This is a genomic window from Nocardia sp. NPDC058519 (assembly GCF_042719755.1).
Classification (GTDB): Bacteria; Actinomycetota; Actinomycetes; order Mycobacteriales; family Mycobacteriaceae; genus Nocardia.
Genome location: NZ_JBHXNK010000003.1, coordinates 26,056 through 47,563 on the forward strand (window position 1 = coordinate 26,056; position 21,508 = coordinate 47,563).

Annotated in this window: 26 protein-coding genes; 23 read left to right on the plus strand and 3 right to left on the minus strand. The window is 67.7% G+C overall.

What is annotated here, in order from left to right; translation table 11 throughout:
* Position 1: 1 nt before the first annotated feature.
* The 6 genes from proC to ACFWPK_RS04625 all read left to right on the plus strand — a co-directional run bounded on the left by proC (position 2) and on the right by ACFWPK_RS04625 (position 4,688).
* Positions 2–820 (plus strand): pyrroline-5-carboxylate reductase, encoded by an 819-nt coding sequence (proC, locus tag ACFWPK_RS04600; RefSeq protein WP_378913182.1) that lies wholly within the window; start codon positions 2–4, stop codon positions 818–820.
* Positions 821–964: 144 nt separating this feature from the next.
* Positions 965–1,246, plus strand: a complete 282-nt coding sequence (locus tag ACFWPK_RS04605; protein ID WP_228537168.1) for a helix-turn-helix domain-containing protein — start codon at positions 965–967, stop codon at positions 1,244–1,246.
* A 188-nt stretch (positions 1,247–1,434) separates the two neighbouring features.
* Positions 1,435–1,536, plus strand: coding sequence for a 30S ribosomal protein bS22 (locus tag ACFWPK_RS04610; RefSeq protein ID WP_003402602.1), 102 nt, complete (start codon positions 1,435–1,437; stop codon positions 1,534–1,536).
* 236 nt (positions 1,537–1,772) lie between these two features.
* Complete coding sequence (locus ACFWPK_RS04615; RefSeq protein ID WP_378913183.1) at positions 1,773–2,807, plus strand: NAD-dependent epimerase/dehydratase family protein; 1,035 nt, start codon at positions 1,773–1,775, stop codon at positions 2,805–2,807.
* A complete protein-coding gene (locus ACFWPK_RS04620; protein ID WP_378913184.1) occupies positions 2,804–3,820 on the plus strand; it encodes a lysophospholipid acyltransferase family protein in 1,017 nt (338 codons plus the stop codon). The genes ACFWPK_RS04615 and ACFWPK_RS04620 overlap by 4 nt, the downstream gene beginning before the upstream one ends.
* 376 nt (positions 3,821–4,196) lie before the next feature.
* Entirely contained in the window at positions 4,197–4,688 is a 492-nt protein-coding gene (locus ACFWPK_RS04625; RefSeq protein WP_378913185.1) for a hypothetical protein, read from the plus strand.
* Between the two features lie 138 nt (positions 4,689–4,826).
* On the opposite strand, the gene ACFWPK_RS04630 is transcribed toward ACFWPK_RS04625, so the two are convergent.
* A complete protein-coding gene (locus tag ACFWPK_RS04630) occupies positions 4,827–5,852 on the minus strand; it encodes an HAD family hydrolase (RefSeq protein WP_378913186.1) in 1,026 nt (341 codons plus the stop codon).
* 88 nt (positions 5,853–5,940) lie between these two features.
* Between ACFWPK_RS04630 and ACFWPK_RS04635 the strand changes: the two genes are divergently transcribed.
* The 5 genes from ACFWPK_RS04635 (at position 5,941) to ACFWPK_RS04655 (ending at position 11,441) form a co-directional block, all read left to right on the plus strand.
* Positions 5,941–6,222, plus strand: coding sequence for a glutaredoxin family protein (locus ACFWPK_RS04635; protein WP_378913187.1), 282 nt, complete (start codon positions 5,941–5,943; stop codon positions 6,220–6,222).
* A gap of 207 nt (positions 6,223–6,429) precedes the next feature.
* Complete coding sequence (locus tag ACFWPK_RS04640) at positions 6,430–7,293, plus strand: redox-sensing transcriptional repressor Rex (RefSeq protein WP_378913188.1); 864 nt, start codon at positions 6,430–6,432, stop codon at positions 7,291–7,293.
* A gap of 76 nt (positions 7,294–7,369) precedes the next feature.
* Entirely contained in the window at positions 7,370–8,842 is a 1,473-nt protein-coding gene (locus ACFWPK_RS04645; protein WP_378913189.1) for a glutamyl-tRNA reductase, read from the plus strand.
* Positions 8,839–9,870 carry a hydroxymethylbilane synthase gene (gene hemC / locus ACFWPK_RS04650; protein ID WP_378913191.1) on the plus strand — a complete coding sequence of 344 codons (1,032 nt, stop codon included), beginning with the start codon at positions 8,839–8,841 and terminating at the stop codon, positions 9,868–9,870. The genes ACFWPK_RS04645 and hemC overlap by 4 nt, the downstream gene beginning before the upstream one ends.
* Positions 9,867–11,441 (plus strand): uroporphyrinogen-III synthase, encoded by a 1,575-nt coding sequence (locus tag ACFWPK_RS04655; protein WP_378913192.1) that lies wholly within the window; start codon positions 9,867–9,869, stop codon positions 11,439–11,441. The genes hemC and ACFWPK_RS04655 overlap by 4 nt, the downstream gene beginning before the upstream one ends.
* A 56-nt stretch (positions 11,442–11,497) precedes the next feature.
* Here the strand turns inward: ACFWPK_RS04655 and ACFWPK_RS04660 are convergent, their stop codons facing one another.
* Complete coding sequence (locus ACFWPK_RS04660; protein ID WP_062988789.1) at positions 11,498–11,776, minus strand: hypothetical protein; 279 nt, start codon at positions 11,774–11,776, stop codon at positions 11,498–11,500.
* Positions 11,777–12,028: 252 nt separating this feature from the next.
* Between ACFWPK_RS04660 and ACFWPK_RS04665 the strand changes: the two genes are divergently transcribed.
* From ACFWPK_RS04665 to ACFWPK_RS04690, 6 genes are all read left to right on the plus strand, one after another.
* Positions 12,029–13,207: a serine hydrolase domain-containing protein gene (locus ACFWPK_RS04665; RefSeq protein ID WP_378913193.1), complete on the plus strand. Its 1,179-nt coding sequence runs from the start codon at positions 12,029–12,031 to the stop codon at positions 13,205–13,207.
* Positions 13,208–13,249: 42 nt separating this feature from the next.
* A complete protein-coding gene (hemB, locus tag ACFWPK_RS04670) occupies positions 13,250–14,227 on the plus strand; it encodes a porphobilinogen synthase (protein WP_378913194.1) in 978 nt (325 codons plus the stop codon).
* Positions 14,224–14,736, plus strand: a complete 513-nt coding sequence (locus tag ACFWPK_RS04675; protein ID WP_378913195.1) for a hypothetical protein — start codon at positions 14,224–14,226, stop codon at positions 14,734–14,736. The genes hemB and ACFWPK_RS04675 overlap by 4 nt, the downstream gene beginning before the upstream one ends.
* 59 nt (positions 14,737–14,795) lie before the next feature.
* On the plus strand, positions 14,796–14,918 hold the full coding sequence (locus tag ACFWPK_RS04680) for a hypothetical protein (protein WP_378913196.1): 123 nt from the start codon (positions 14,796–14,798) through the stop codon (positions 14,916–14,918).
* A 30-nt stretch (positions 14,919–14,948) separates the two neighbouring features.
* Positions 14,949–15,212, plus strand: a complete 264-nt coding sequence (locus ACFWPK_RS04685) for a hypothetical protein (protein ID WP_378913197.1) — start codon at positions 14,949–14,951, stop codon at positions 15,210–15,212.
* Between the two features lie 76 nt (positions 15,213–15,288).
* Positions 15,289–15,513, plus strand: coding sequence for a hypothetical protein (locus ACFWPK_RS04690; RefSeq protein WP_378913198.1), 225 nt, complete (start codon positions 15,289–15,291; stop codon positions 15,511–15,513).
* Here the strand turns inward: ACFWPK_RS04690 and ACFWPK_RS04695 are convergent, their stop codons facing one another.
* Complete coding sequence (locus ACFWPK_RS04695; RefSeq protein ID WP_378913199.1) at positions 15,514–15,900, minus strand: hypothetical protein; 387 nt, start codon at positions 15,898–15,900, stop codon at positions 15,514–15,516. It lies immediately after the preceding gene.
* A gap of 198 nt (positions 15,901–16,098) precedes the next feature.
* On the opposite strand from ACFWPK_RS04695, the gene hemL reads away from it, so the two are divergent.
* The 6 genes from hemL (at position 16,099) to ACFWPK_RS04725 (ending at position 21,466) form a co-directional block, all read left to right on the plus strand.
* On the plus strand, positions 16,099–17,427 hold the full coding sequence (gene hemL / locus ACFWPK_RS04700) for a glutamate-1-semialdehyde 2,1-aminomutase (RefSeq protein WP_378913467.1): 1,329 nt from the start codon (positions 16,099–16,101) through the stop codon (positions 17,425–17,427).
* Positions 17,428–17,546: 119 nt separating this feature from the next.
* Positions 17,547–18,164 (plus strand): histidine phosphatase family protein, encoded by a 618-nt coding sequence (locus tag ACFWPK_RS04705; protein WP_378634497.1) that lies wholly within the window; start codon positions 17,547–17,549, stop codon positions 18,162–18,164.
* On the plus strand, positions 18,161–18,802 hold the full coding sequence (locus tag ACFWPK_RS04710; protein WP_378913200.1) for a TlpA disulfide reductase family protein: 642 nt from the start codon (positions 18,161–18,163) through the stop codon (positions 18,800–18,802). The genes ACFWPK_RS04705 and ACFWPK_RS04710 overlap by 4 nt, the downstream gene beginning before the upstream one ends.
* Complete coding sequence (locus tag ACFWPK_RS04715) at positions 18,799–19,026, plus strand: hypothetical protein (RefSeq protein WP_378913201.1); 228 nt, start codon at positions 18,799–18,801, stop codon at positions 19,024–19,026. Before ACFWPK_RS04710 ends, ACFWPK_RS04715 begins: the two co-directional genes overlap by 4 nt.
* Positions 19,026–19,838, plus strand: coding sequence for a cytochrome c biogenesis CcdA family protein (locus ACFWPK_RS04720; protein ID WP_378913468.1), 813 nt, complete (start codon positions 19,026–19,028; stop codon positions 19,836–19,838). Before ACFWPK_RS04715 ends, ACFWPK_RS04720 begins: the two co-directional genes overlap by 1 nt.
* Positions 19,838–21,466 carry a cytochrome c biogenesis protein ResB gene (locus ACFWPK_RS04725; RefSeq protein ID WP_378913202.1) on the plus strand — a complete coding sequence of 543 codons (1,629 nt, stop codon included), beginning with the start codon at positions 19,838–19,840 and terminating at the stop codon, positions 21,464–21,466. Before ACFWPK_RS04720 ends, ACFWPK_RS04725 begins: the two co-directional genes overlap by 1 nt.
* The last annotated feature ends 42 nt before the right edge of the window (positions 21,467–21,508 follow it).

A 21,508-nucleotide genomic window follows, 5' to 3' on the forward strand; every position in this document is an offset into this window, starting at 1 on the left:
CATGACGAGAATTGCGGTAATCGGTGGCGGTCGGATCGGTGAGGCGCTGGTGGCCGGATTGTTGGAATCCGGCCGGGCGACCAAGGACCTGGTCATCGTCGAGCCGCTCGCCCCGCGTGCCGCGCAGCTGGCCGAGCGTTTCAAGGTGCGGGTGAGCGGATCCGTCAGCGACGCGGTGGTCGGTGCCGACATCGTGGTCATCGCGGTCAAGCCCGGTGTGGTCGACTCGGTGCTCACCGACCTGTCCAAGGCCGACCTGGACAGCGGTAGCGACCAGGTGCTGGTCTCGCTGGCCGCCGGTGTCTCCACAGCGCGGCTCGAGTCGAAGCTACCCGCGGGCTTCGCTGTCGTCCGCGTCATGTCGAACACCCCGATGCTGGTCGGGCAGGGCATGTGTGTGCAGTCGCCCGGCCGCTATGCCAAGCCCGAGCAGCTGGAACAGGTCGGCGAGATGCTCGAAGCCGTCGGCAAGGTGGTGACGGTGCCCGAATCGCAGATGGACGCGGTCACCGCGGTGTCGGGCTCGGGGCCCGCGTACTTCTTCCTCGTCGTCGAGGCGATGGTCGATGCCGGTGTCGGGCTCGGCCTCACCAGGGAGGTGGCAGCCGAACTGGTCGTGCAGACCATGATCGGATCGGCGGCCATGCTCGACGAAACCGGGCAGAGCCCGGCCGATCTGCGGGCCGCGGTCACCTCGCCCGGCGGCACCACCGCCGCGGCGCTGCGCGAGCTGGAGCGCGGTGCGCTGCGCTCGACGTTCACCGAAGCCCTACACGCGGCCAAGCGGCGCTCTGCCGAACAGGGCGCAACGAACGAGTGACAAACGGGTACTCGGTTTGAAAACCGATTTCTCACACCCGTCGCAGTAATCCCACTGGTCCCGCTAAGCTCGTAGAAGCACGTGCGTGTCTGTTCCGCTGGTGGGGAAGCCGGCGGCGCGGGCGTGCCGGAGGTCAATGGTGCCATGATGTCTGCGAACAGAATGTCAAGTAATCCATCGGCGTCGGGCGGTGGTTCGGGTTCGCCCGCTCCGCGGGTCGGCGCCACCCCGCAAACGGTGATCGGCGGTGGCACTCAGTTTCTCACCGTCGCCGAAGTCGCCGATCTCATGCGGGTGTCGAAAATGACGGTGTACCGGCTCGTGCACTCGGGTGAACTGCCCGCGGTGCGTGTCGGACGCTCGTTCCGAGTGCACGCGAAGGCGGTGCACGACTACCTGGAGACGTCGTACTTCGACGCTGGATGACGTAGTTCGGCCAGGTACAAGGGCGGTTTCGTTGCTGCTCGGGTGCCCCGGTAGCATGGACAACTGGTTCGTGTCCGCCTGCCGGTGGCACCGTTCGTGGTGTCCGGTTGCCCCGGCGGCGCGGACGCCAAACGACGCACGTGAACACCGCGTGTGTATGCCGAGTAGAGAGAACGCGAGGAAACCCTATGGGTTCTGTGATCAAGAAGCGCCGCAAGCGTATGTCGAAGAAGAAGCACCGCAAGCTGCTTCGCCGCACGCGTGTTCAGCGGCGCAAACTCGGCAAGTAAGCCAGCGTGCCTGCGACGAGCCCGTCACCTTCGAAGGTGGCGGGCTCTCGCTGTGAAAAGCCCGGGTTTGTGAATCTCACTGTGCGGGGACGGATCATCCTCGTTAAATGCTTGTAGATCGTGACGGCGAGTGGCGCGAATGCGGCTACTCTGGTACGCGAAACACGATGAGCAGGGGGCTTTGAGTGGGGTCAGGTACGAGTTCCGATACACGGGAACGACACGCGCCGAGAGTTGTGCTGGTGACCGGAGCCAGCCGCTTCTTCGGTGGCAACGTCGCGGCACGGCTGGCTGCCGAACCCGGCGTCGAACGTGTCATCGCGGTGGACACCGTCACCCCAAGCCGTGAGCTCCGCCGAAAAATGGGTAGTGCCGAGTTCGTGCGCGCCGATATCAGGAATCCGCTCATCCGCAAGGTCGTCGAGGGCAACGACGTCGACACTGTGGTGCACGCGGCCGTGCTCACCCGTCCGCCCGCCGGTGGCGGTCGCGCGGTGATGAAGGATCTCAATGTCCTCGGCACGATGCAATTGCTCGCCGTGTGTCAGAAGGCGCCTTCGGTGCGGCGCGTGGTGGTGCGGTCGTCGTCGGCGGTGTACGGCTGCAGCGCCAAGGATCCGGCGAAATTCACCGAGGAAATGGGCGCGCGCACTCCGCCCGCGGGGTGGTTCGCGCGCGACATGATCGATATCGAGGCGCTGGTGCGTGGAATGGCGCGGCGCAGGCCCGATATTTCCGCATCGATTCTGCGTTTCGCGCCGATCGTCGGTCCGCGCCTGGCTGATCGGGGCGTGCAATATCTGCGTTCGCCGATCACCCCGACCGTTCTGGGTCGCGAAGCCCGATTGCAATTGCTGCACGAGGAAGACGCGGTCGCGGTGCTCGTGCACGCGGCGCAGCGTGCACACGGTGGAACGGTCAATATCGCCGGTGACGGCGCGCTGGCCATGTCGCAGGCGATCCGCCGGGCCGGGCGCATCGTTGCCCCGGTTCCCTTTTTCGTCTTCCGCACGGTCGGTCGCTCGCTGATGGGCCCGATCATGCGCGGATTCAGTGGCGAACAACCCGACTATTTCTACTTCGGCTGCGGGCTCGACACCACCCGTATGCGTACCGAACTCGGTTTCACCCCACGCTGGACCACGGTCCAGGCTTTCGATGATTTCATCGCGGGCGCAGCGTTGCGGCCCGTCTTCGATCCGGCTTGGATCGACGCCGCGGAACACAAACTGCTCGGCCTCATCGGGGCCGGTTCAGGAGCGCATACATGAACGAGGGAGCGAAAGTCATTCGTCTCGACGTGAATGTCGAGGCCCGACACCGACCGCAGACCCGGCGATGGCCGGATCAGCCGATGCAGGCGATGCCGGTCACCTCCCTCAGCGAGCGTCGGCCGGGAATGCCCGCGCGGCCGCCGAAGTCGCTGACCGACATCGTGCGCGATGCCGTCGGCGAGCAGATCGAACGGACCGCCGAATTCGCGCGCCGCAGGCTCACCGGGGACTACCAGGTCGACGAGTTCGGCTACGACCGGCACCTGCTGGAATCGGTCATCCTGCCCGCGCTGCGGCCGTTATCCGACTACTGGTTCCGCGTCGAAGTGGCCGGCATCGAGAACGTGCCCGCCGCCGGTGGCGCGCTGCTGGTCGCCAATCACGCGGGGACTGTGCCGATCGACGGTCTGATGCTGCAACTGGCCGTGCACGACAAGCACCCGAATCAGCGGGCGCTGCGTTTGCTGGCCGCCGATCTCATCTTCGAGATGCCGCTGCTCGGTGCGCTCGCGCGCAAGGCCGGGCACACGCTGGCCTGCCATCCCGATGCCGAGCGGCTGCTGCGCTCGGGCCACATCGCGGGTGTGTTCCCGGAAGGGTTCAAGGGCATCGGCAAGAACTACGCCGACCGGTACAAGCTGCAGCGGTTCGGCCGCGGCGGTTTCGTGTCGGCGGCGGTGCGAGCCGGGGTGCCGATCATTCCCGTGTCGATCGTCGGTTCCGAGGAGATCTACCCGAAGCTGGCCGATATCAAGCCGCTGGCCCGGCTGCTCGGGCTGCCGTATTTCCCGGTGACGCCGCTGTTTCCGCATCTGGGACTGCTCGGCGCGGTGCCGATGCCGTCGAAGTGGTACATCGAGTTCGGTGAGCCGATCGCGACCACGGCGTTCGAGCCGGAAGAGGCCGATGACCCGATGACGATGTTCGAGGTCACCGACCAGGTCCGCGAGACCATCCAGCAAACCCTGTACAAGCTGCTGGCCAAGCGCCGGAACGTGGTTATGGGCTAGTTGTCCCGGTGGCGGGCTCGTTTCCGCCTCCCCGTGTATTCAGCGGGTCGTCCGGCAGCTCGACCGGTGGCAGTCGGTCTCGCGTCCTGCGCTGGCAACGCCCGGCCTCGGCGGCCTCGGCGGGCCGGTCGCTGATCATGACCATGTCGTCGACGTGGCCATCTCGCTCATTAGTAAGTTTTGGGCAGGTGGTTGGAAACGGATTGGTACTCGCTGTCAATGTGAAATAGATCACAAAAGTTGCCTTTGAGTCGATATGGCTATTACTAATAAGCCGGTCGACATTCGATCGGTCCGGGTTGGGGGGCAAAAGGTCTAGAGGGAGTTCTTAATGTTCAAGTGCTCAACTCGCAATATTCTTCTCGGTGCACTGCCGGTGGTTGTGGCGGTCACCTTCGCTGGAAGTGGTGTCGCGTCGGCGGATGCCTACGCCGACCAGCAGGCTCAGCCGGCCACGGCGATAGCCGTCCAGGGGGACAGCTACGAGACCGCCATCGCCGAGTTTTCGTTCGGATCCGCCACCCCGGTGGGTGCAGCGATTTCGCAGGACGCCGAGCTTTCAGACGAAGGCCCTGTCTCGGAGGTGGCCGATCCCGTGGTTTCGCATGTGATCGAGGCCGAGTTGCAGGACGTCGCGACCGATCCGAAGGCCGCGAACTCCGACCCGGTGGTCAACGGTGCCCTCGCTGGTGCCGGTATCGGTGCGCTCGCCAGCCTGGTCAACTGCCTCCCGTCCGTGATCCTGTTGGGCGTGGGCTACCCGATCTGCCTCATGCTCACCGCACTCCCCCATGCGGTCGTCGGTGCCATCATCGGTGGCGTCGTCGGCCACGTGAACCCCGAGGTCATTCCGCAGGTCATGCCCTGAGAGGGCGGGTCGGCAGGTAACTGTCCCCGGCTCTGGGACTCCCGGTGCTGCTGCGTGAAAAACGCAGTCGCGCCGGGAGTCTCGCTATTTGTCGGGGATCGAGTCCGGGCGTTCTCGCCTGATCAGTGGGTTGCGATCTCAGTTGTCGCGGTGGCGGGCTACCACCGCTGCTACTGCGCCTCCAGCGGCGCCCAGTGCGAGTGCGGTGGGGACGCCGATTTTGGCTGCCTTGCGGCCGGTGCGGAAGTCGCGGATTTCCCAACCGCGGTTCTTCGCGACCTCGCGCAGGTCGGAGTCGGGGTTGATGGCGACCGCGGTGCCGACCAGCGACAGCATGGGGACGTCGTTGTGGCTGTCGGAGTAGGCGGTGCAGCGCTTGAGGTTGAGGCCTTCGCGGATGGCGAGGGTGCGCACCGCGTGCGCCTTGCCCAGCCCGTGCAGGATGTCGCCGACCAGGCGGCCGGTGAACTTGCCGTCGACACTTTCGGCGACCGTGCCGAGGGCGCCCGTCAAGCCGAGGCGTTTGGCGATCACGTTGGCGAGCTCTACCGGGGTGGCCGTAACCAGCCAGACCTGCTGGCCCGCGTCGAGGTGCATCTGGGCGAGCGCGCGGGTGCCGGGCCAGATCTTGTCGGCGATGATCTCGTCGTAGATCTCCTCGCCGAGCGCCGCGAGTTCGGCGGTGGGGCGGCCCGCGATGAAGCTGAGCGCCTTCTCCCGGCCCGAGACCATGTCGGAGGAGTTCTCCTTGCCGGTGACCCGGAACTTCACCTGCTTCCAGGCGACGTCGACCAGGTCGGAGGTCTTGAAGTACTTGCGCGCGGCCAACCCTCGGGCGAAGTGGACGATCGAGGCACCCTGCACGAGGGTGTTGTCGACGTCGAAGAACGCCGCGGCGGTGAGGTCGCGAGGGGCCTCGGGGCCCGCGTCGGCACCCTGCTCGGCGAGCTCGGCATCGTGGAGCTCGAGCGCGGCGTCGGCACTTGCCTCGCCGGCCAGGTTGGCGCGTAGCTCTTCATCACTCGGCCCGAACGGGCTGCGTGGCAGCCGTGCGAACTGTTCCTGCAGTTCCTGACCGAGGCGGCTGGGCTGCCACCGCGCAGGGAACTCCCCGAATCGCCCTGCGACGAATCCGGCCCTAGTCACCTTCGAACGTTCCGGCACCAGTACCCTCCGCTAGTCGCGCGAACCATGTCCACAGTAACCGGCTGCACCGACAACCCGCTGCGGGCTCGAGGATTAAATAGGGCTCATGACTAATCCCACATCGACGGTGACCCTGTTGACTCGCGCTGGTTGCGGCCTGTGCAGCACCGCACTGGCGCAATTGCAGACGATCTGTGGTGATTTCGGTCTCCCGGTCGCCACCATAGACGTCGACGAAGCCGCGGTCAGCGACCCGGAACTGCGTGCCGAATACGGTGATCGCCTGCCGGTGGTCCTGTTGAACGGCCGTGAACACAGCTATTTCGACGTCGACGAGCCCCGTTTGCGGGCCGACCTGAGCCGGATCGCTGGTCGCGACGGAAAATGAGGCCGAATTCACCGACTTTGTGAACGCCTGCACAAGCGGTTACGGTGGTGACACGCAATCCGCACCGCCCCTGGCACGCAGCGGCGGTGGCCGGGTTTGTACCGCCCCTATGGCACCGGTCGCGCTCTCGTAATCGCAGCGACCCACACCGGTGAACGAAACAGAGGAACCGGACCGCGATCAGGCCCGGAACGAGGAGCCGACGACGTGACAGAGCAGCACGAGACGCCGAGTGGCGTCTCCGGCAAGGCTCTTGTGCGGGACATTCCGCAGGCCACGGTGACTCGTCTCGCTACCTATCTCCGTGTTCTCGCCGGGTTGGCCGACGAGGGTGTAGTCATCGTATCGAGTGAGGAACTCGCTGTCGCGGCGGGTGTCAATTCGGCGAAGCTGCGCAAGGATCTTTCCTTCCTCGGACCCAACGGTGTGCGGGGTGTCGGCTATGACGTAGCCAAGTTGCGCACCAGGATCGAAGATGTGCTCGGACTGTCGCAGGGACATCGGGTAGTGCTGATCGGCGCGGGCAATCTGGGCCGCGCTCTGGTCGGTTACGGCGGATTCGGGGTACGAGGCTTCACCGTGGTCGGGATCTTCGACAACGACCCTTCGGTGATCGGTCAGTCGTACGCCGGTCTCGTCGTGCGCGATGTCGAGCAGCTGACCGGCCAGATCCCGGCGCTCGCGCCGACGATCGCCGTGGTGGCCGTGCCAGACGAGGCCGCCCAGGACGTGTGTGACCGGCTCGTCGCCGCCGGACTGCCGTCGATTCTGAGCTTCGCGCCACTGGAACTGCGCGCGCCCGCCCACGTGCAGGTTCGCCGCGTAGACCTGGCGATGGAACTGCAGATGCTGTCCTTCGACGCCGCCCGCAACGACGCGACCGCCCTGCCCGAGGTCGCCGAGGTCGGCTCCGGCCGGGTCGCGCGCCGGGTACCGCCGCCAAGCCATCTCACGCACGCCGCACCGGTCGAACCGGCCCGTGGCAGGCCAGCGCGTCGCACCGCGCCGCACTCGGCCACCCCCCACTCGGCAACGGAGCCAAGCACCAAGGGATCGGTGATCACGCCATGAGCGAGCGCCAGCGAGCGAATCAGCAACACCGCGTGCGGACGCGCATGACGAAACCGGGCGGCGGCGAGGTGCGGTCATGAGCGTTCTTCTCGTCGGTATTTCGCATCGGAGTGCCCCGGTCTCGGTGTTGGAGAAGGTCGCGATCAGTGACTCCGATCGGCCGAAGCTGGTGGATCGGCTGCTCGCCTCGAGCCATGTGTCCGAGGCGATGATCGTCTCCACCTGTAACCGGGTAGAGGTCTACGCGGTGGTCGACGCCTTCCACGGCGGCCTCGGTGAGGTGAGCGAGCTGCTCACCAAGCATTCCGGACTGCCGCTGGGCGATCTGACCAGGCACGCGTACGTGCGCTACAGCGAAGCCGCGGCCGAGCATCTGTTCGCGGTCGCCAGCGGCCTCGACTCGATGGTCGTCGGCGAGCAGCAGGTGCTCAGCCAGATTCGCAGTGCCTATGCCAGCGCCGATGGGCAGCAGGCTGTCGGGCGCACGCTGCACGAGCTGGCGCAGCACGGGTTGCGAGTCGGCAAGCGGGTGCATTCGGAGACCGGGATCGACCGGGCCGGAGCCTCGGTGGTGTCGGTGGCGCTGGACCGGGCGCGCGGAATTGTCGGCGATCTCGCCGGGCGGACCGCGGTGGTGGTCGGTGCGGGCGCGATGGGCGGACTCGCTGTCGCGCATCTGTCGCGGGCCGGGATCGGGCGCATCATCGTCGTCAACCGGACCCTCGAACGCGCACAGCGCCTCGCCGAAACCGGGCGCGCCATGCACGGTGTCGATGCCGAAGCGGTCGAGATGTCGCGGCTCACCGAGGCCATGGCGGGCACCGATGTCGTGATCACCTGTACCGGCGCGGTCGGGTCCGTGGTGACCCTGGCCGACACCCATCGCGCGCTCGCGGACCGGGCGCGCACCGACGCCGCCGAGCGTCCGCTGGTCTTCTGCGATCTCGGCCTGCCCCGCGACGTGGAGCACGCCGTCGCAGGCCTGCCCGGCGTCGCCGTGATCGACATCGAATCGCTGCAGCGCGATCCGGCCGCGGGTGCCGCGGCCGACGACACCGCCGCCGCGCGCCTCATCGTCGCCGACGAACTCGCCAAATACCTTGCCGGGCAACGCATGGCGGAGGTCACCCCCACGGTGGCCGCACTGCGTCAGCGTGCCGCCGATGTGGTGGAGGCCGAACTGCTCCGCCTCGATTCGCGGCTGCCCGACCTGGCCGACCCGGCCCGCGACGAGGTGGCGCGCACGGTGCGCCGCGTCGTCGACAAGCTGCTGCACGCGCCGACGGTGCGGGTGAAACAGCTGGCATCGACGCCGGGCGGCGACAGCTACGCCGAAGCGTTGCGTGAGCTGTTCGAACTGAAACCCGGTGCGGTACAAGCGGTTGCCGCTCCGATGGAGGTCGCCGCGGGCGAGTCCGCGCTGGCCGACGACTTCACCGCAGGCCACCTCGGCGATGGGCCGTCACGCTTGACCGAGTCAAGACCCGACACAGGCAGCATGCGAAACCACGCAGCGCCGCTCGGGCATGCGCAGGAGGAAACCGCATGACCACGACAGTGCAGGAAGAGGACACCGTGACCGCAGGCAGCACCAGTGCGCCGTGGCGGATCGGCACGCGCGGCAGCCTGCTCGCGCTGACACAGGCGGGCACCATCCGTGATGCGCTGATCGCGGCGGGGCAGCCCGCCGAACTGGTGGTCATCAAGACACCGGGCGATCTGTCGTCGGATCCGGTGCAGAAGATCGGTGTCGGTGTATTCACCTCCGCGCTGCGCGACGAGCTCGCCGCGGGCGGCATCGACATCGCGGTGCATTCCTATAAGGACCTCCCCACCGCGCAGGACCCGCGCTTCACCATCGCCGCTATCCCGCCCCGCGAGGACCCGCGCGACGCGCTGGTGGCTCGCGACGGCATGGTGCTCGGCGAGTTGCCCGCCGGTGCCCGCGTGGGAACCTCGGCCCCGCGCCGTGCCGCGCAGCTGCGCGCACTCGGTCTCGGCCTCGACATCCTTCCGCTGCGCGGCAATATCGACTCCCGCCTGCGCAAGGTGAGCGAGGGCGAACTCGATGCCATCGTCATCGCCCGCGCCGGCCTGTGCCGGATCGGGCGCACCGACGCGATCACCGAATCGCTCGAACCCGTGCAGATGCTGCCCGCCCCCTCGCAGGGTGCCCTCGCGGTCGAATGCCGCAGTGACGACCCGCAATTGATCGAGATACTCGCCGGTCTGGACGATGCCGCGACCAGAGCCGCGGTGCTCGCCGAGCGTTCGCTGCTCGGTGAGCTCGAGGCAGGCTGCACCGCACCGATCGGAGCGCTCGCCGAGATCGTCGAGTCGATCGACGAGGACGGCCGGATCTTCGACGAACTCTCGCTGCGCGGCTGTGCCGCCGCGATCGACGGCTCCGACGTTCTGCGCGCCTCGATCGTCGGCGCGCCGAGCGACGCGGCCGAACTCGGTCGCACGCTGGCGCGCGAACTGCTGGACCTGGGTGCTCGCGCATTGCTGAGCGTCACAGACGAACCGGCGCCCACCGACTTCACTAATTCCAGCCCGATGGAGAACAACCGATGAGCAGCAGCCGAGCTACCAAGAAGCAACCAGGGCGGATCCTCTTCGTCGGATCCGGCCCCGGCGACCCGGCCCTGCTGACCGTGCGTGCCCGTGAGGTGCTCGAGCGGGCGATGCTGGCGTTCACCGATCCCGATGTCGACAAGGGCGTGCTCGCCCTGATCGGCATCGCCCACGAGGTGGGCGAGGACGGCGAGAGCCCGGTCGACGTGCGGCCCGCCCTCGGCGAACCCGCCGAGGTGGCCAAAACGCTGATCGCCGAGGCGCGCAACGGTCACGACGTGGTCCGCATCGTCACCGGCGACCCGTTGACCACCGATTCGGTGATCAACGAGGTCAACGCCGTCACGCGTTCGCACATGGTGTTCGAGGTGCTGCCCGGCCTGCCCAACGGCTCGGCCGTGCCCAGCTACGCGGGCATCGCGCTCGGCTCCGGGCACACCGAGGCCGATGTGCGCGGCGAGGTCGACTGGTCGGCGCTGGCCGCCGCCCCCGGCCCGCTGGTGCTGCACGCCACCTCCGGACACCTCGCCGAGACCGCGAGCGCGCTGGTGGAACACGGTCTTGCGCCGCAGACTCCGGTCGCGGTGACCGTGCGTGGCACCACCCGTCAGCAGCGCACCATCGAGGCCACGCTGGCCTCGCTGAACAACGCCGCTTCCGAGCTGGTCGGCCCGTTGGTGGTCACCGTCGGCAAGGAAGTCGACAAGCGCGCCAAGATGTCGTGGTGGGAATCGCGTGCCCTCTACGGCTGGACCGTGCTCGTTCCGCGCACAAAGGATCAGGCGGGCGAGATGAGTGAGCGGCTCGTCACCCACGGCGCGATCCCGATCGAGGTGCCGACCATCGCGGTGGAGCCGCCGCGTAGCCCCGCCCAGATGGAACGGGCGGTCAAGGGCCTGGTCGACGGGCGCTACCAGTGGGTGGTGTTCACCTCCACCAACGCTGTGCGCGCGGTGTGGGAGAAGTTCGCCGAGTTCGGTCTCGACGCTCGCGCGTTCTCCGGTGTGAAGATCGCCTGTGTCGGTGAGGCCACCGCGGAGAAGGTGCGCTCCTTCGGCATCAACCCCGAACTGGTGCCCAGCGGCGAACAGTCCTCCGAGGGCCTGCTCGCAGACTTCCCGCCCTACGACGACGTTTTCGACCCGGTGAACCGGGTGCTGCTGCCGCGCGCCGACATCGCCACCGAGACCCTGGCCGAGGGTCTGCGTGAGCGCGGCTGGGAGATCGACGACGTCACCGCCTACCGCACGGTGCGCGCCTCGCCGCCGCCCGCGGAGACCCGCGAGATGATCAAGACCGGCGGCTTCGACGCGGTGCTGTTCACCTCGTCCTCCACGGTCCGCAACCTGGTGGGCATCGCGGGCAAGCCGCACGCTCGCACCATCGTGGCCTGCATCGGCCCGAAGACCGCCGAGACCGCGATCGAGTTCGGTCTGCGCGTGGACGTGCAGCCCGAGTCGGCACAGGTGGGCCCACTGGTGGAGGCGCTGGCCGAGCACGCGTCGCGCCTGCGCGCCGAGGGCCTGCTGCCGCCGCCGCGCAAGAAGAGCCGCCGCAGCAGCAGCCGCTGATCTGCGCAGATACCCCGAAAGCCCGCCCGCAACGGCGGGCTTTCGGCGTATCAGGGTCATCGGCTGTAGCGCAGCAGCGTGCGCACCAGACGACAGGTTGCATCCGACGGCGGGCGGATGTCGATCTTCTCGGCGGTGCGCCGAATCGTCTCGTTGGTGGCCTGATTGGGTAGGTACACACCGGAATCCAGCAGGGCGATCGTCAACCGCATGGCCTTGAGCCGACGATTGTGCGCCACGTACCAGCGGCGCGGACGGCCCGCGGGCAGTCGCTTCTTCTCGAGCGGCACGTACGGCGCGGTGATGAAAGTGGTCTGAGCGGCAATGGCATTCATTCGGCGTCCTCCCGTTGCGTTTGGGTCCCGCCCCCGATCGTCGGAACCCTCGAACACGCTTTCGATTATAGCGAGGGGTACCGACAGGTTTCGGTGATCTCGCGCGGAAGCCATTGAGCTCCAGTGGGTTTCGATGTTATTCACAGGTTCGCCGGGCCCGGTCGCCGACCTCGACGCAGCGCTGCCGGTGGTGATTCACCAGTTGCTGTCGGACCGCTGTGGTCTAGTAGCAACGCAACCCGAGGAGAGGCGATGACGGTGGACGAGATCGGCAAGCGGCTCGGCGCGCACGTCGCCGCGGACGAACTGCTGGGTCTCGCCTGGCTCATCGCGGCAGGCGACGACGTAACCACCGGCGCCATCGGCCATTTCGACACCGCACGCGAAATACCTGTCCGTACCGACACGATCTTCCGGATCTCCTCGATGACCAAACCGCTCACGGCGGTCGCGGCCTCGATCCTGATCGAGGACGGCGTACTCGACCCGACCGAACCGGTCGACAGGCTGCTTCCCGAACTCGCCGACTTACGGGTGCTCGCGAACCCCGCCGCCGAAGTCACCGACACGGTCGCGGCGAACCGCCCGATCACCGTCGACGACCTACTCACCTTCCGCCTCGGCTGGGGCATGGATTTCGCCGACTTCTCACCCAAACCACTCGACGCCGCCTGGAGCGACCTCGACCTCGGTTGGGGCCCGCCGACACCCGCGCGCATGTTGCCCCCGGACACCTGGCTACGACAACTCGGCACCTTGCCCCTGCAATATCAGCCCGGCGAACGCTGGCTCTATCACGTCGGCGCATCGATCCTCGGCATCCTGGTCGCCAGGGCAGCGGGCAAACCGCTCTCGGAATTCCTGGCCGACCGTGTCCTGCGCCCACTCGGCATGACCGATACCGGTTTCTCCGTCCCGCCGGACAAGCTGGCCCGCTTCGGCCCGCACTACGCGGACATCGACGGCACCCGCACCGTCTTCGACCCGGCAGACGGCCAATGGAGCACCCCACCCGCCTTCGAAGGCGGCGGCGACGGCCTGGTCTCCACCCTCGCCGACTACCACCGCTTCGCCCGCATGCTGCGCGGCGGCGGCGAACTCGACGGCACCCGCGTCATGTCCGAACAGGCCGTCACCGCCATGACCACCAACCACCTCACCCCTGAGCAACTGTCCCGCGGCGGCCCGAGTCCCGACGGCAGCGCGGGCTGGGGATACGGCGTCGGCGTCCAATTGCGCGACCTCCCCGCCGGTCCCCGCGCAGGTGCCTACGGCTGGGACGGCGGCCTCGGCTCGACCTGGTCCAACGACGGCCCGGTAACAGCGATCCTGCTGACCAACCAGGCATGGAGTTCCGCCGGTCCGTCACCGATCTTCGCTACCTTCGAGCAGATTCTGGGCGAACTGGCCCGCGGATCCGACCCGATATAGGCGCTGCGGCGACCAACTGGCGACAGGCGTATTCTGCGGGCTATGACCGCTTTCGACCGCCCGCGGCGGTTGCGTAGGACACCCGCATTGCGTCGGCTCGTCGCCGAAACCACGCTGCAGCCGCGTCAGCTCGTGCTGCCGATGTTCGTCGCCGACGGCCTCGACGAGCCGCGGGAGATCAGCTCGATGCCGGGGGTGTATCAGCACTCACTGGACTCCCTGCGCAAGGCCGCGGCGGAGTCGGTGGCCGCCGGGGTCGGCGGGCTGATGCTGTTCGGGGTGCCGCTGCAGGAGGACAAGGACGCGACCGGTTCGCAGGCCAGTGATCCGAACGGAATCCTGAATCGTGGGCTGCGCGCGCTGGCCGAAGAGGTCGGCGACGCGACGGTCATCATGGCCGATACCTGTCTCGACGAATTCACCGATCACGGCCACTGCGGGGTGATCGGGACCGACGGCGCTGTCGACAACGACGCCACCCTGCACCGCTATGTGGAGATGGCGCTGTCACAGGCCGAAGCGGGCGCCGATCTGCTCGGGACCAGCGGCATGATGGACGGCCAGGTCGGCGCGATCCGGCGCGGACTCGACGCGGTCGGCAGCACCGACACCGCCATCCTCGCCTACGCGGCCAAGTACGCCTCGGCCTTCTACGGCCCGTTCCGCGAGGCCGTCGGCTCGTCGCTGGAAGGCGATCGCCGCACCTACCAGCAGGATCCGGCCAACCGCCGCGAATCGCTGCGCGAACTCGACCTCGACCTCGCCGAGGGCGCCGACATCGTGATGGTGAAGCCCGCGATGTCCTACCTCGACATCCTGCGCGACGTCGCCGATCGCTCGACGGTTCCCGTCGCGGCCTATCAGATCTCCGGCGAGTACGCGATGATCACCGCCGCCGCCGAGCGTGGCTGGATCGACCGCAGGGCCTCGATCCTGGAGTCGCTGATCGGCATCCGGCGGGCAGGCGCGGACATCGTGCTCACCTACTGGGCGACCGAGGCAGCACACTGGCTGTCGTGATCGTTCCACCGAACAAACCCGAAACCCTTCCCATGCCGGAAGACGTCGGCACCGCCCGTCAATTGTGGTGGGCAATCGCAGGCCTCGGTGTCGTCTACACCCTGGCCAGCGTCATCACCATGACCGGGGAGCGCGACAAGCTCAGCAAGCAGTTCCTCGACGAGATGCACAAGTCGGATCCGAACTTCCCGGCGTCCACCGTCGACGTCATGGTGCTGGTGGCGTTCGCGCTGACCGCGCTGGTCGGCGTGCTGCTGGCCGGGGTCACCGTGGCCATCGCCCATCAGCTCGGCCGCGGCAAGAGCTGGGCGCGCACGGTGCTCACGGTCGTCGCGATCTGGCTCGGACTCGGTGCGATCGCGACCATGTTCACCTTCTCCGCCGTCGCCAATCCCGCGACGATCGTGGCGGGTGGCTCGGCGATCGTGCAGGGCGTGCTGGCCGCGGGTGCCGCGTTCCTGAGCTACCGGCCGGAGTCGACGAAGTACTTCCAGTCCAACCGGAAGTGACACTGCGCAGTGTATGGTGAGGATTATCACACCGGCTGAACGCCGGGGGAGCGGAGGCAATGATGCGCGTGGTGATCGAGCAACCACACAGCCTGCGACGCGACCTGTTGGTCATCGGGTTGATGGTTGTGCTCACCATCGCGGTCATCGCGCTGATTCTGGCACCGAGCCTGGTCGGCTGATTCGATCTAGCCCCTGGCAGGATCTCAGGAATGAGACGCTGGATCGCGCTGTTCGAACTCGGCTTCGCCGTGCTCTTCCTGGCTTGCGCGGTCGTCAGTTGGCGTGCCGCACGGCGCACGACCGAATTCGCGGGCACCGATGAGCACCCAGGGTTCGCGGCGGTGCGCTATGTGCCGCCGTTGCTGCTGCTCGCCTGCGCGTTGGTGACTGTGAGCGGGGTGCTGGTGATCGATGCCGTCACCAGGATCTATCGCAGATCTGTAGCACGGCGCGGCGTCGAACCGATGATCTAGAGGAAGCCGAATTCCGATGTGCGCGTGGGGGTTCGGGACGCGAGTTCGCACCGCGGGCTCCCTCGAGGAGGAATCGATGACCAGACTGACCGCAGGAATCTGTACCGTCGCCGCCGCCGTGGCGACGATCGCGCTGGCCGTGGCGCCCGCTCAGGCGGCCGCCGGCCTGCCGCTCACCCCGATGATCGCCGAGCCGGCCGCCGACGGTTTCGCCCCGGAGACCGGCTCGAGCGGGATCTACAACGGCATCATGTGCCAGCTGCACACGATCTCCGCCGAAGTGCCCTGCATGTACACCTGATCAGCCGGTCCACTGCTGATAGACGTCGACGACGCGGCCGCCGCGCGTGCCGGGCGCGTTCAGGAAAATGGTGACGGTGCCGTCGGGATGAGCCGCCGCTTCCGTCACCACCTGGCGCAAGGTGGCACGGATGCCGCCGTCGGCGTCACGGTACAGATCGGTATCGGTGTGTAGACCCGCGCCGATCCGATTGGCGGGCACCATCATCGCGGTGATCGCCGGAATCGGCCCCGACCCGAGTGCCACGGTCTCCTCGTGGCTGAGCTGGGCACCGATCCGATCGGGCTGGGCCTGTGGTGCGAAGGCGGTGGCCGAACCCGCGCCGAGTAGCACTCCCACCGCGACGAACCCCGTGCCAAGGGCAGTGCTGGTGACGCCGAAAAGCATGAAATACCCTCTCGCTGATAACTGATTTCCCGGTGGCTCAGGTGCTGAGCCGCCCGGAGCGTAGTCGCAGGCCAATGGGCCTAGATCGAATTCTTTCGCCGATAGGGGCGGCGTGTCGGGCGTGTCGTCGGTGGGTCGCTGCGGTCTGGGTCACTGTGCTCCACCCTGTCGTCCGGCGTGCCGAGGCGAACTGAGACACTGGAATCCGTGAGTCTTACGCAGGTACCGGTTTCGGCCCAGCTCTTCGAGCGGGCGGCCGCCGTGATCCCGGGTGGCGTCAATTCCCCGGTTCGTGCGTTCAATTCGGTGGGCGGTACGCCGCGGTTCTTCACCTCCGCGAGTGGCTACACGCTCATCGACGCCGATGGCAACGACTACGTCGATCTGGTGTGTTCGTGGGGTCCGATGATCCTCGGTCACGCCCACCCCGCCGTCGTCGAGGCCGTGCAGAAGGCCGCGACCAGTGGACTCTCGTTCGGCGCGCCGACCGAGGCCGAGATCGAGCTGGCCGAGGCCATCGCCGCCCGCGTCGATCCCGTCGAGCGGGTGCGCCTGGTGAACTCCGGTACCGAGGCCACGATGAGCGCGGTCCGCTTGGCCCGCGGCTTCACCGGCCGATCCAAGATCATCAAATTCTCCGGTTGCTACCACGGCCATGTCGACGCGCTGCTGGCCGACGCGGGCTCCGGCGTGGCGACGCTGGGTCTGCCGACCTCGCCCGGCGTCACCGGTGCGCAAGCCGCCGACACCATCGTGCTGCCCTACAACGACCTCGCCGCCGTCGCCGCCGCCTTCGAGGCGCACCCCGGTCAGATCGCGTGCGTCATCACCGAGGCCGCCGCGGGCAATATGGGCGCGGTCGCGCCGCTGCCCGGTTTCAACGAGGGCCTGCGCACCCTGGCGCACGACAACGGCGCGTTGCTGATCATGGACGAGGTGATGACCGGTTTCCGGGTCAGCGCGTCGGGTTGGTACGGCCGTGAGGGCGTCGCCGGTGACCTCTACACCTTCGGCAAGGTGATGAGCGGTGGCCTGCCCGCCGCCGCGTTCGGCGGTCGCGCCGAGATCATGAACAACCTCGCCCCGCTCGGTCCGGTCTATCAGGCGGGCACGCTGTCCGGTAACCCCGTCGCCGTCGCGGCGGGCCTTGCGACACTGCGCGCCGCCGACGCCGAGGTGTACGCGGCGCTGGACCGCAATGCCGATCGTCTCGGCTCGCTGTTCGCGAAAGCCCTGACAGAGGCCGGTGTCGAGCATCAAGTCCAGTTCGCAGGCAATATGGTGAGCGTGTTCTTCGCCGAGCGCCCGGTGACCGACTACGCCGCCGCCAAAGCGAGCCAGACCTGGCGCTACCCTGCCTTCTTCCACGCCCTGCTCGACGCGGGCGTGTACGCGCCGCCGAGCGCGTTCGAGGCATGGTTCGTCTCCGCGGCACTCGACGAGGACGCGTTCGACCGTATCGCCGCCGCTCTGCCCGCCGCCGCCCTCGCGGCCGCGGCCGCAACCCCCGAAGGATCCCCAGCGTGAGCTCCGACCAGCCCGACGCAGAATTCGCCCTAGCCCCGGCGGATAGCGACGAGGCGCCCCATCCTGCCCCCGCCGCCGCGCCGCCCGCCCTCGACGACGACCCGTCGAGCGTCGAAACCATCGTGCACGTGCTGCGCCACGGCGAGGTGCACAACCCGAACGGCATCCTGTACGGCCGCCTGCCCGGCTTCAGTCTGTCGGTGGCCGGTCGCTCGCAGGCCGGTGCCGTCGCCCGCTCGCTGGCCGATCACGACATCGCGATGGTGATCGCCTCCCCGCTGCAGCGCGCCCAGGAGACCGCGGCGCCGATCGCGGCCGCGCACGACGTGATCGTGCGCACCGACGAGAACCTGATCGAGGCGGGCAACACCTTCGAGGGTCTTCGCGTCTCCGTCGGTGACGGTGCCCTGCGCAAGCCGAGGCACTGGTGGAAGCTGCGCGACCCGTTCACCCCGTCGTGGGGCGAGCCGTACCTGCAGATCGCGCATCGCATGCTCGCCGCGGTGAACAAGGCCCGTGTCGAGGCCGCCGGTCACGAGGTGGTGCTGGTCTCGCATCAGCTGCCCGTGTGGACACTGCGCCGATTCCTGCAGGGCCAGCGGTTGTGGCACGACCCGCGCAACCGGCAGTGCTCGCTCGCATCGCTGACCTCGCTGGTCTACCACGGCGACACGCTGGTCGACATCGTCTATTCCGAGCCAGCGGGCGCGTCGGATCCGTCGGTACACGGCGCATGACTCGCTTGTCCTCATCGGGATCCGCCCGTGGCCGTCGGCCGCGGGCGCTGACCGCCGTTCTGTCCGCCGTGCTGGTGATCGTCGCCGCGGCGGGCTGTTCGACGGGTACCGATGCGGTTGCCACCGGTGGCGGGACCTTCGAATTCGTCTCACCCGGTGGTAAAACGGAGATCTACTACGATCCACCCGCGACGCGCGGGACGATCGGCACGCTCTCGGGGCCCGACCTGATGAACGAGGGAAAGACCGTTTCGGTCAGCGATTTCCCGAACCAGGTCGTGGTCGTGAACCTGTGGGGACAGTGGTGTGGCCCGTGCCGCGCCGAGTCGCCCGCTCTGGAAAAAGTCTTCGCGGCGACCAAAGATCAAGGCGTCGCGTTCCTGGGGATCAACGTCCGCGACCATCAGCGCGACAAAGCCCAGGACTTCGTAGTGGACAACAAGATCGAATACCCGTCCATCTACGACCCGTCGATGCGAACCTTGCTCGCCCTCGGCGGAAACTTTCCCACCAGTGTTATTCCGACCACGTTGATCCTGGATCGTCAGCACCGGGTCGCCGCGGTCTTCCTTCGCTCGCTATTGGCAGAAGACCTACAGCCCGTGGTCGAGCGCATCGCCGCCGAGGAGAAGCAGTGAGCCGTCGTCGTCCTGGAAATCTGACCGCGTGTCGCCCCCGTCAGGGTGCTCGCCGCATGGGTGCGGGCTGGACGGTCGATGACCGTTGGGCCGGCATCGCGACCGTCCCGCGCAGTGTCGCCGGTGCCGGTCTGTTCGATTTCGGCCCCGCTGAACCGGCCGAGACCGAGCGAACTCTGTCGTTGCCGCGCGACGAGCAGCATGACGAGGACAGCACCGAGTGATGGTGCTCGCCGCAGTCGGGGATTCCTTCCAGCAGACGGCGGCATCGGGTCCGCTACTGCTGGCGCTGGGAGCCTGCCTGCTCGCGGGCCTGGTGTCGTTCGCTTCACCGTGTGTCGTGCCGCTCGTCCCCGGCTATCTGTCGTATCTGGCCGGGCTGGTCGGTGCCGAGGGGCCGCCTGCCACCAACGCGCAGGCGAGCACGCTCACCGCACAACGCCGTAGCGCGAAGTTGCGGGTGGCCGGTGCCGCCGGGCTGTTCGTCGCCGGGTTCACGGTGGTGTTCGTGCTGGCCACAGCCACTGTTTTCGGCGTGATCCAGACCCTCAATGTGAATCGGGAACTGCTGCAGCGCATCGGCGGTGTGGTGACGATCCTGATGGGTCTGGTGTTCATCGGTCTGGTCCCCGCCCTACAGCGCGACACGCGGATGGAGCCGCGCAGGCTCACCAGCATCCTCGGCGCGCCGCTGCTCGGCGGGGTGTTCGCGCTCGGCTGGACGCCGTGTCTCGGGCCGACGCTGTCCGGTGTGATGGCGGTGTCCGCGGGCACCGAGGGCACCACCGCCGCGCGCGGCGTGACATTGATCGTCGCCTACTGCCTCGGCCTCGGGCTGCCCTTCGTGGTGCTGGCCTTCGGGTCGGCCGGTGCGTTGCGCGGGGTCGGCTGGTTGCGGCGAAATTCGCGCACCATTCAGGTTGTCGGGGGTCTTCTGCTCGTCGCTGTCGGCGTCGCGCTGGTCACGGGGGCATGGGATCAGTTCGTCGGCTGGGTGCGTGACGGGTTCGTCTCCGAGGTGACTCTTCCGATCTGATGACTGACACGCTGACCACTCCGACCACCCCCACCCCGCCCGTCCGGCAGTCGCTGCCGGGCCGGGCCTGGGCCCTGGTCCGGAATTCCTGGCGCGGCCTGACCAGCATGCGCACCGCACTGGTGCTGCTGTTCCTGCTCGCACTCGCCGCCATCCCCGGCGCCCTGCTGCCGCAACGCAGTCTGAACACGCAGAAGGTCGAGCAGTACATCGCCGACCGCCCGACGCTCGGCCCGTGGATGGACCGGGTCGAGCTGTTCGACGTGTTCGGCAGCTTCTGGTTCACCGCCATCTACGTGTTGCTGTTCATCTCGCTGGTCGGTTGCATCCTGCCGCGCTGCTGGGACCACTACCAGGCGCTGCGCACCCCGCCGGTGCCCGCGCCGCGCAACCTCGGCCGATTGCCGCATCACTTCAGCGAGACCGACGACCGCACTCCTGACGAGGTGATCGAGGCCGCCAAGGCTTCGTTGCGTGGGTGGCGGACCGAGGTTCGCCCCGGTCAGCGCGACGGCGAGGTGACGCTGTCCGCGGAGAAGGGCTATCTGCGCGAGTTCGGCAACCTGGTGTTCCACCTGTCGCTGGTGGGACTGCTGGTCGCGATCGCGCTGGGCAAGCTGCTCGGCTACGAGGGCAATGTCATCGTGATCGCCAACAACGGTCCCGGCTTCTGCACCACCTCGCCCGCGGTGTTCGACTCCTTCCGGGCGGGCAATACCAATGACGGCACCGGCATGACGCCGCTGTGCATCAAGGTGAAGGACTTCAAGGCCGACTACCTGCCCACCGGCCAGGCAGAGATGTTCCACTCGAACATCGAATATCAGGCGGGTGCGGATCTCGCCACCGACACCTGGCGCAGCACCGAGCTCCAGGTGAACCACCCGTTGCGGGTCGCCGGTGACCGCGTTTACCTACAGGGACACGGCTTCGCGCCCACGTTCACGGTCACCTTCCCCAACGGGCAGACCCGCACCGAGACCATCCAGTGGCGGCCCGACGACGCCCAGACCTTCCTGTCCAGCGGTGTGCTGCGCATCGACCCGCCCGGTGGCATGTACGCCACCGACGAGGAACGCAGGCAGAACCAGATCGCCATCGAAGGCCTGTTCGCGCCGACCGCGATGTTCCACGGCAGCCTGCTCACCTCGGCGTTCCCCCGGATGGACGATCCGGCGGTCGCGGTCGACGTCTATCGCGGCAACACCGGCCTCGACACCGGTCGCTCGCAGTCGCTGTTCTCGCTGGACCCGGAGATGATCAAGCAGGGTCGGCTGACCAAGGAAGCGCGGGTCAACCTGCGTCCCGGCGAGTCGACCACGTTGCCGAGCGGGGCGAAGGTCACCTTCGACGGCGCCCAGGAATTCGTCAACCTGCAGGTCTCGCACGACCCCGCCCAGCAGTGGGTGCTGGTGAGCGCGCTGACGATGATGGCCGGTCTGCTGGTGTCGCTGTTGCTGAAACGGCGGCGGATCTGGATCCGGGCGTACCCGGCCGACACCGCGGCGGGTACCGTGGGTCAACGACGCGCCGTAGTAGAAATGGGCGGCCTGGCCAGAAGCGATCAAGCCGGCTGGGGTGCCGAATTCGATCGACTGCGCACACGGCTGCTCGGAGCGCAGAACTGATGCGAACCAGGGCACACGCACTCGACATGGAGACGGAATCCT

Excerpts from the sequence above, each read along its gene's own strand:
- ACFWPK_RS04645 (WP_378913189.1), top strand. The coding sequence starts at position 7,370 with ATGAGCGTTCTTCTCGTCGGTATTTCGCATCGGAGTGCCCCGGTCTCG.
- ACFWPK_RS04690 (WP_378913198.1), top strand. The coding sequence starts at position 15,289 with ATGACCAGACTGACCGCAGGAATCTGTACCGTCGCCGCCGCCGTGGCG.
- proC (WP_378913182.1), top strand. The coding sequence starts at position 2 with ATGACGAGAATTGCGGTAATCGGTGGCGGTCGGATCGGTGAGGCGCTG.
- hemC (WP_378913191.1), top strand. The coding sequence starts at position 8,839 with ATGACCACGACAGTGCAGGAAGAGGACACCGTGACCGCAGGCAGCACC.
- ACFWPK_RS04665 (WP_378913193.1), top strand. The coding sequence starts at position 12,029 with ATGACGGTGGACGAGATCGGCAAGCGGCTCGGCGCGCACGTCGCCGCG.
- ACFWPK_RS04720 (WP_378913468.1), top strand. The coding sequence starts at position 19,026 with ATGGTGCTCGCCGCAGTCGGGGATTCCTTCCAGCAGACGGCGGCATCG.
- ACFWPK_RS04655 (WP_378913192.1), top strand. The coding sequence starts at position 9,867 with ATGAGCAGCAGCCGAGCTACCAAGAAGCAACCAGGGCGGATCCTCTTC.
- ACFWPK_RS04725 (WP_378913202.1), top strand. The coding sequence starts at position 19,838 with ATGACTGACACGCTGACCACTCCGACCACCCCCACCCCGCCCGTCCGG.
- ACFWPK_RS04710 (WP_378913200.1), top strand. The coding sequence starts at position 18,161 with ATGACTCGCTTGTCCTCATCGGGATCCGCCCGTGGCCGTCGGCCGCGG.
- ACFWPK_RS04685 (WP_378913197.1), top strand. The coding sequence starts at position 14,949 with ATGAGACGCTGGATCGCGCTGTTCGAACTCGGCTTCGCCGTGCTCTTC.
- hemB (WP_378913194.1), top strand. The coding sequence starts at position 13,250 with ATGACCGCTTTCGACCGCCCGCGGCGGTTGCGTAGGACACCCGCATTG.
- ACFWPK_RS04620 (WP_378913184.1), top strand. The coding sequence starts at position 2,804 with ATGAACGAGGGAGCGAAAGTCATTCGTCTCGACGTGAATGTCGAGGCC.
- ACFWPK_RS04680 (WP_378913196.1), top strand. The coding sequence starts at position 14,796 with ATGATGCGCGTGGTGATCGAGCAACCACACAGCCTGCGACGCGACCTG.
- ACFWPK_RS04605 (WP_228537168.1), top strand. The coding sequence starts at position 965 with ATGATGTCTGCGAACAGAATGTCAAGTAATCCATCGGCGTCGGGCGGT.
- ACFWPK_RS04635 (WP_378913187.1), top strand. The coding sequence starts at position 5,941 with ATGACTAATCCCACATCGACGGTGACCCTGTTGACTCGCGCTGGTTGC.
- ACFWPK_RS04660 (WP_062988789.1), bottom strand. The coding sequence starts at position 11,776 with ATGAATGCCATTGCCGCTCAGACCACTTTCATCACCGCGCCGTACGTG.
- ACFWPK_RS04695 (WP_378913199.1), bottom strand. The coding sequence starts at position 15,900 with ATGCTTTTCGGCGTCACCAGCACTGCCCTTGGCACGGGGTTCGTCGCG.
- ACFWPK_RS04610 (WP_003402602.1), top strand. The coding sequence starts at position 1,435 with ATGGGTTCTGTGATCAAGAAGCGCCGCAAGCGTATGTCGAAGAAGAAG.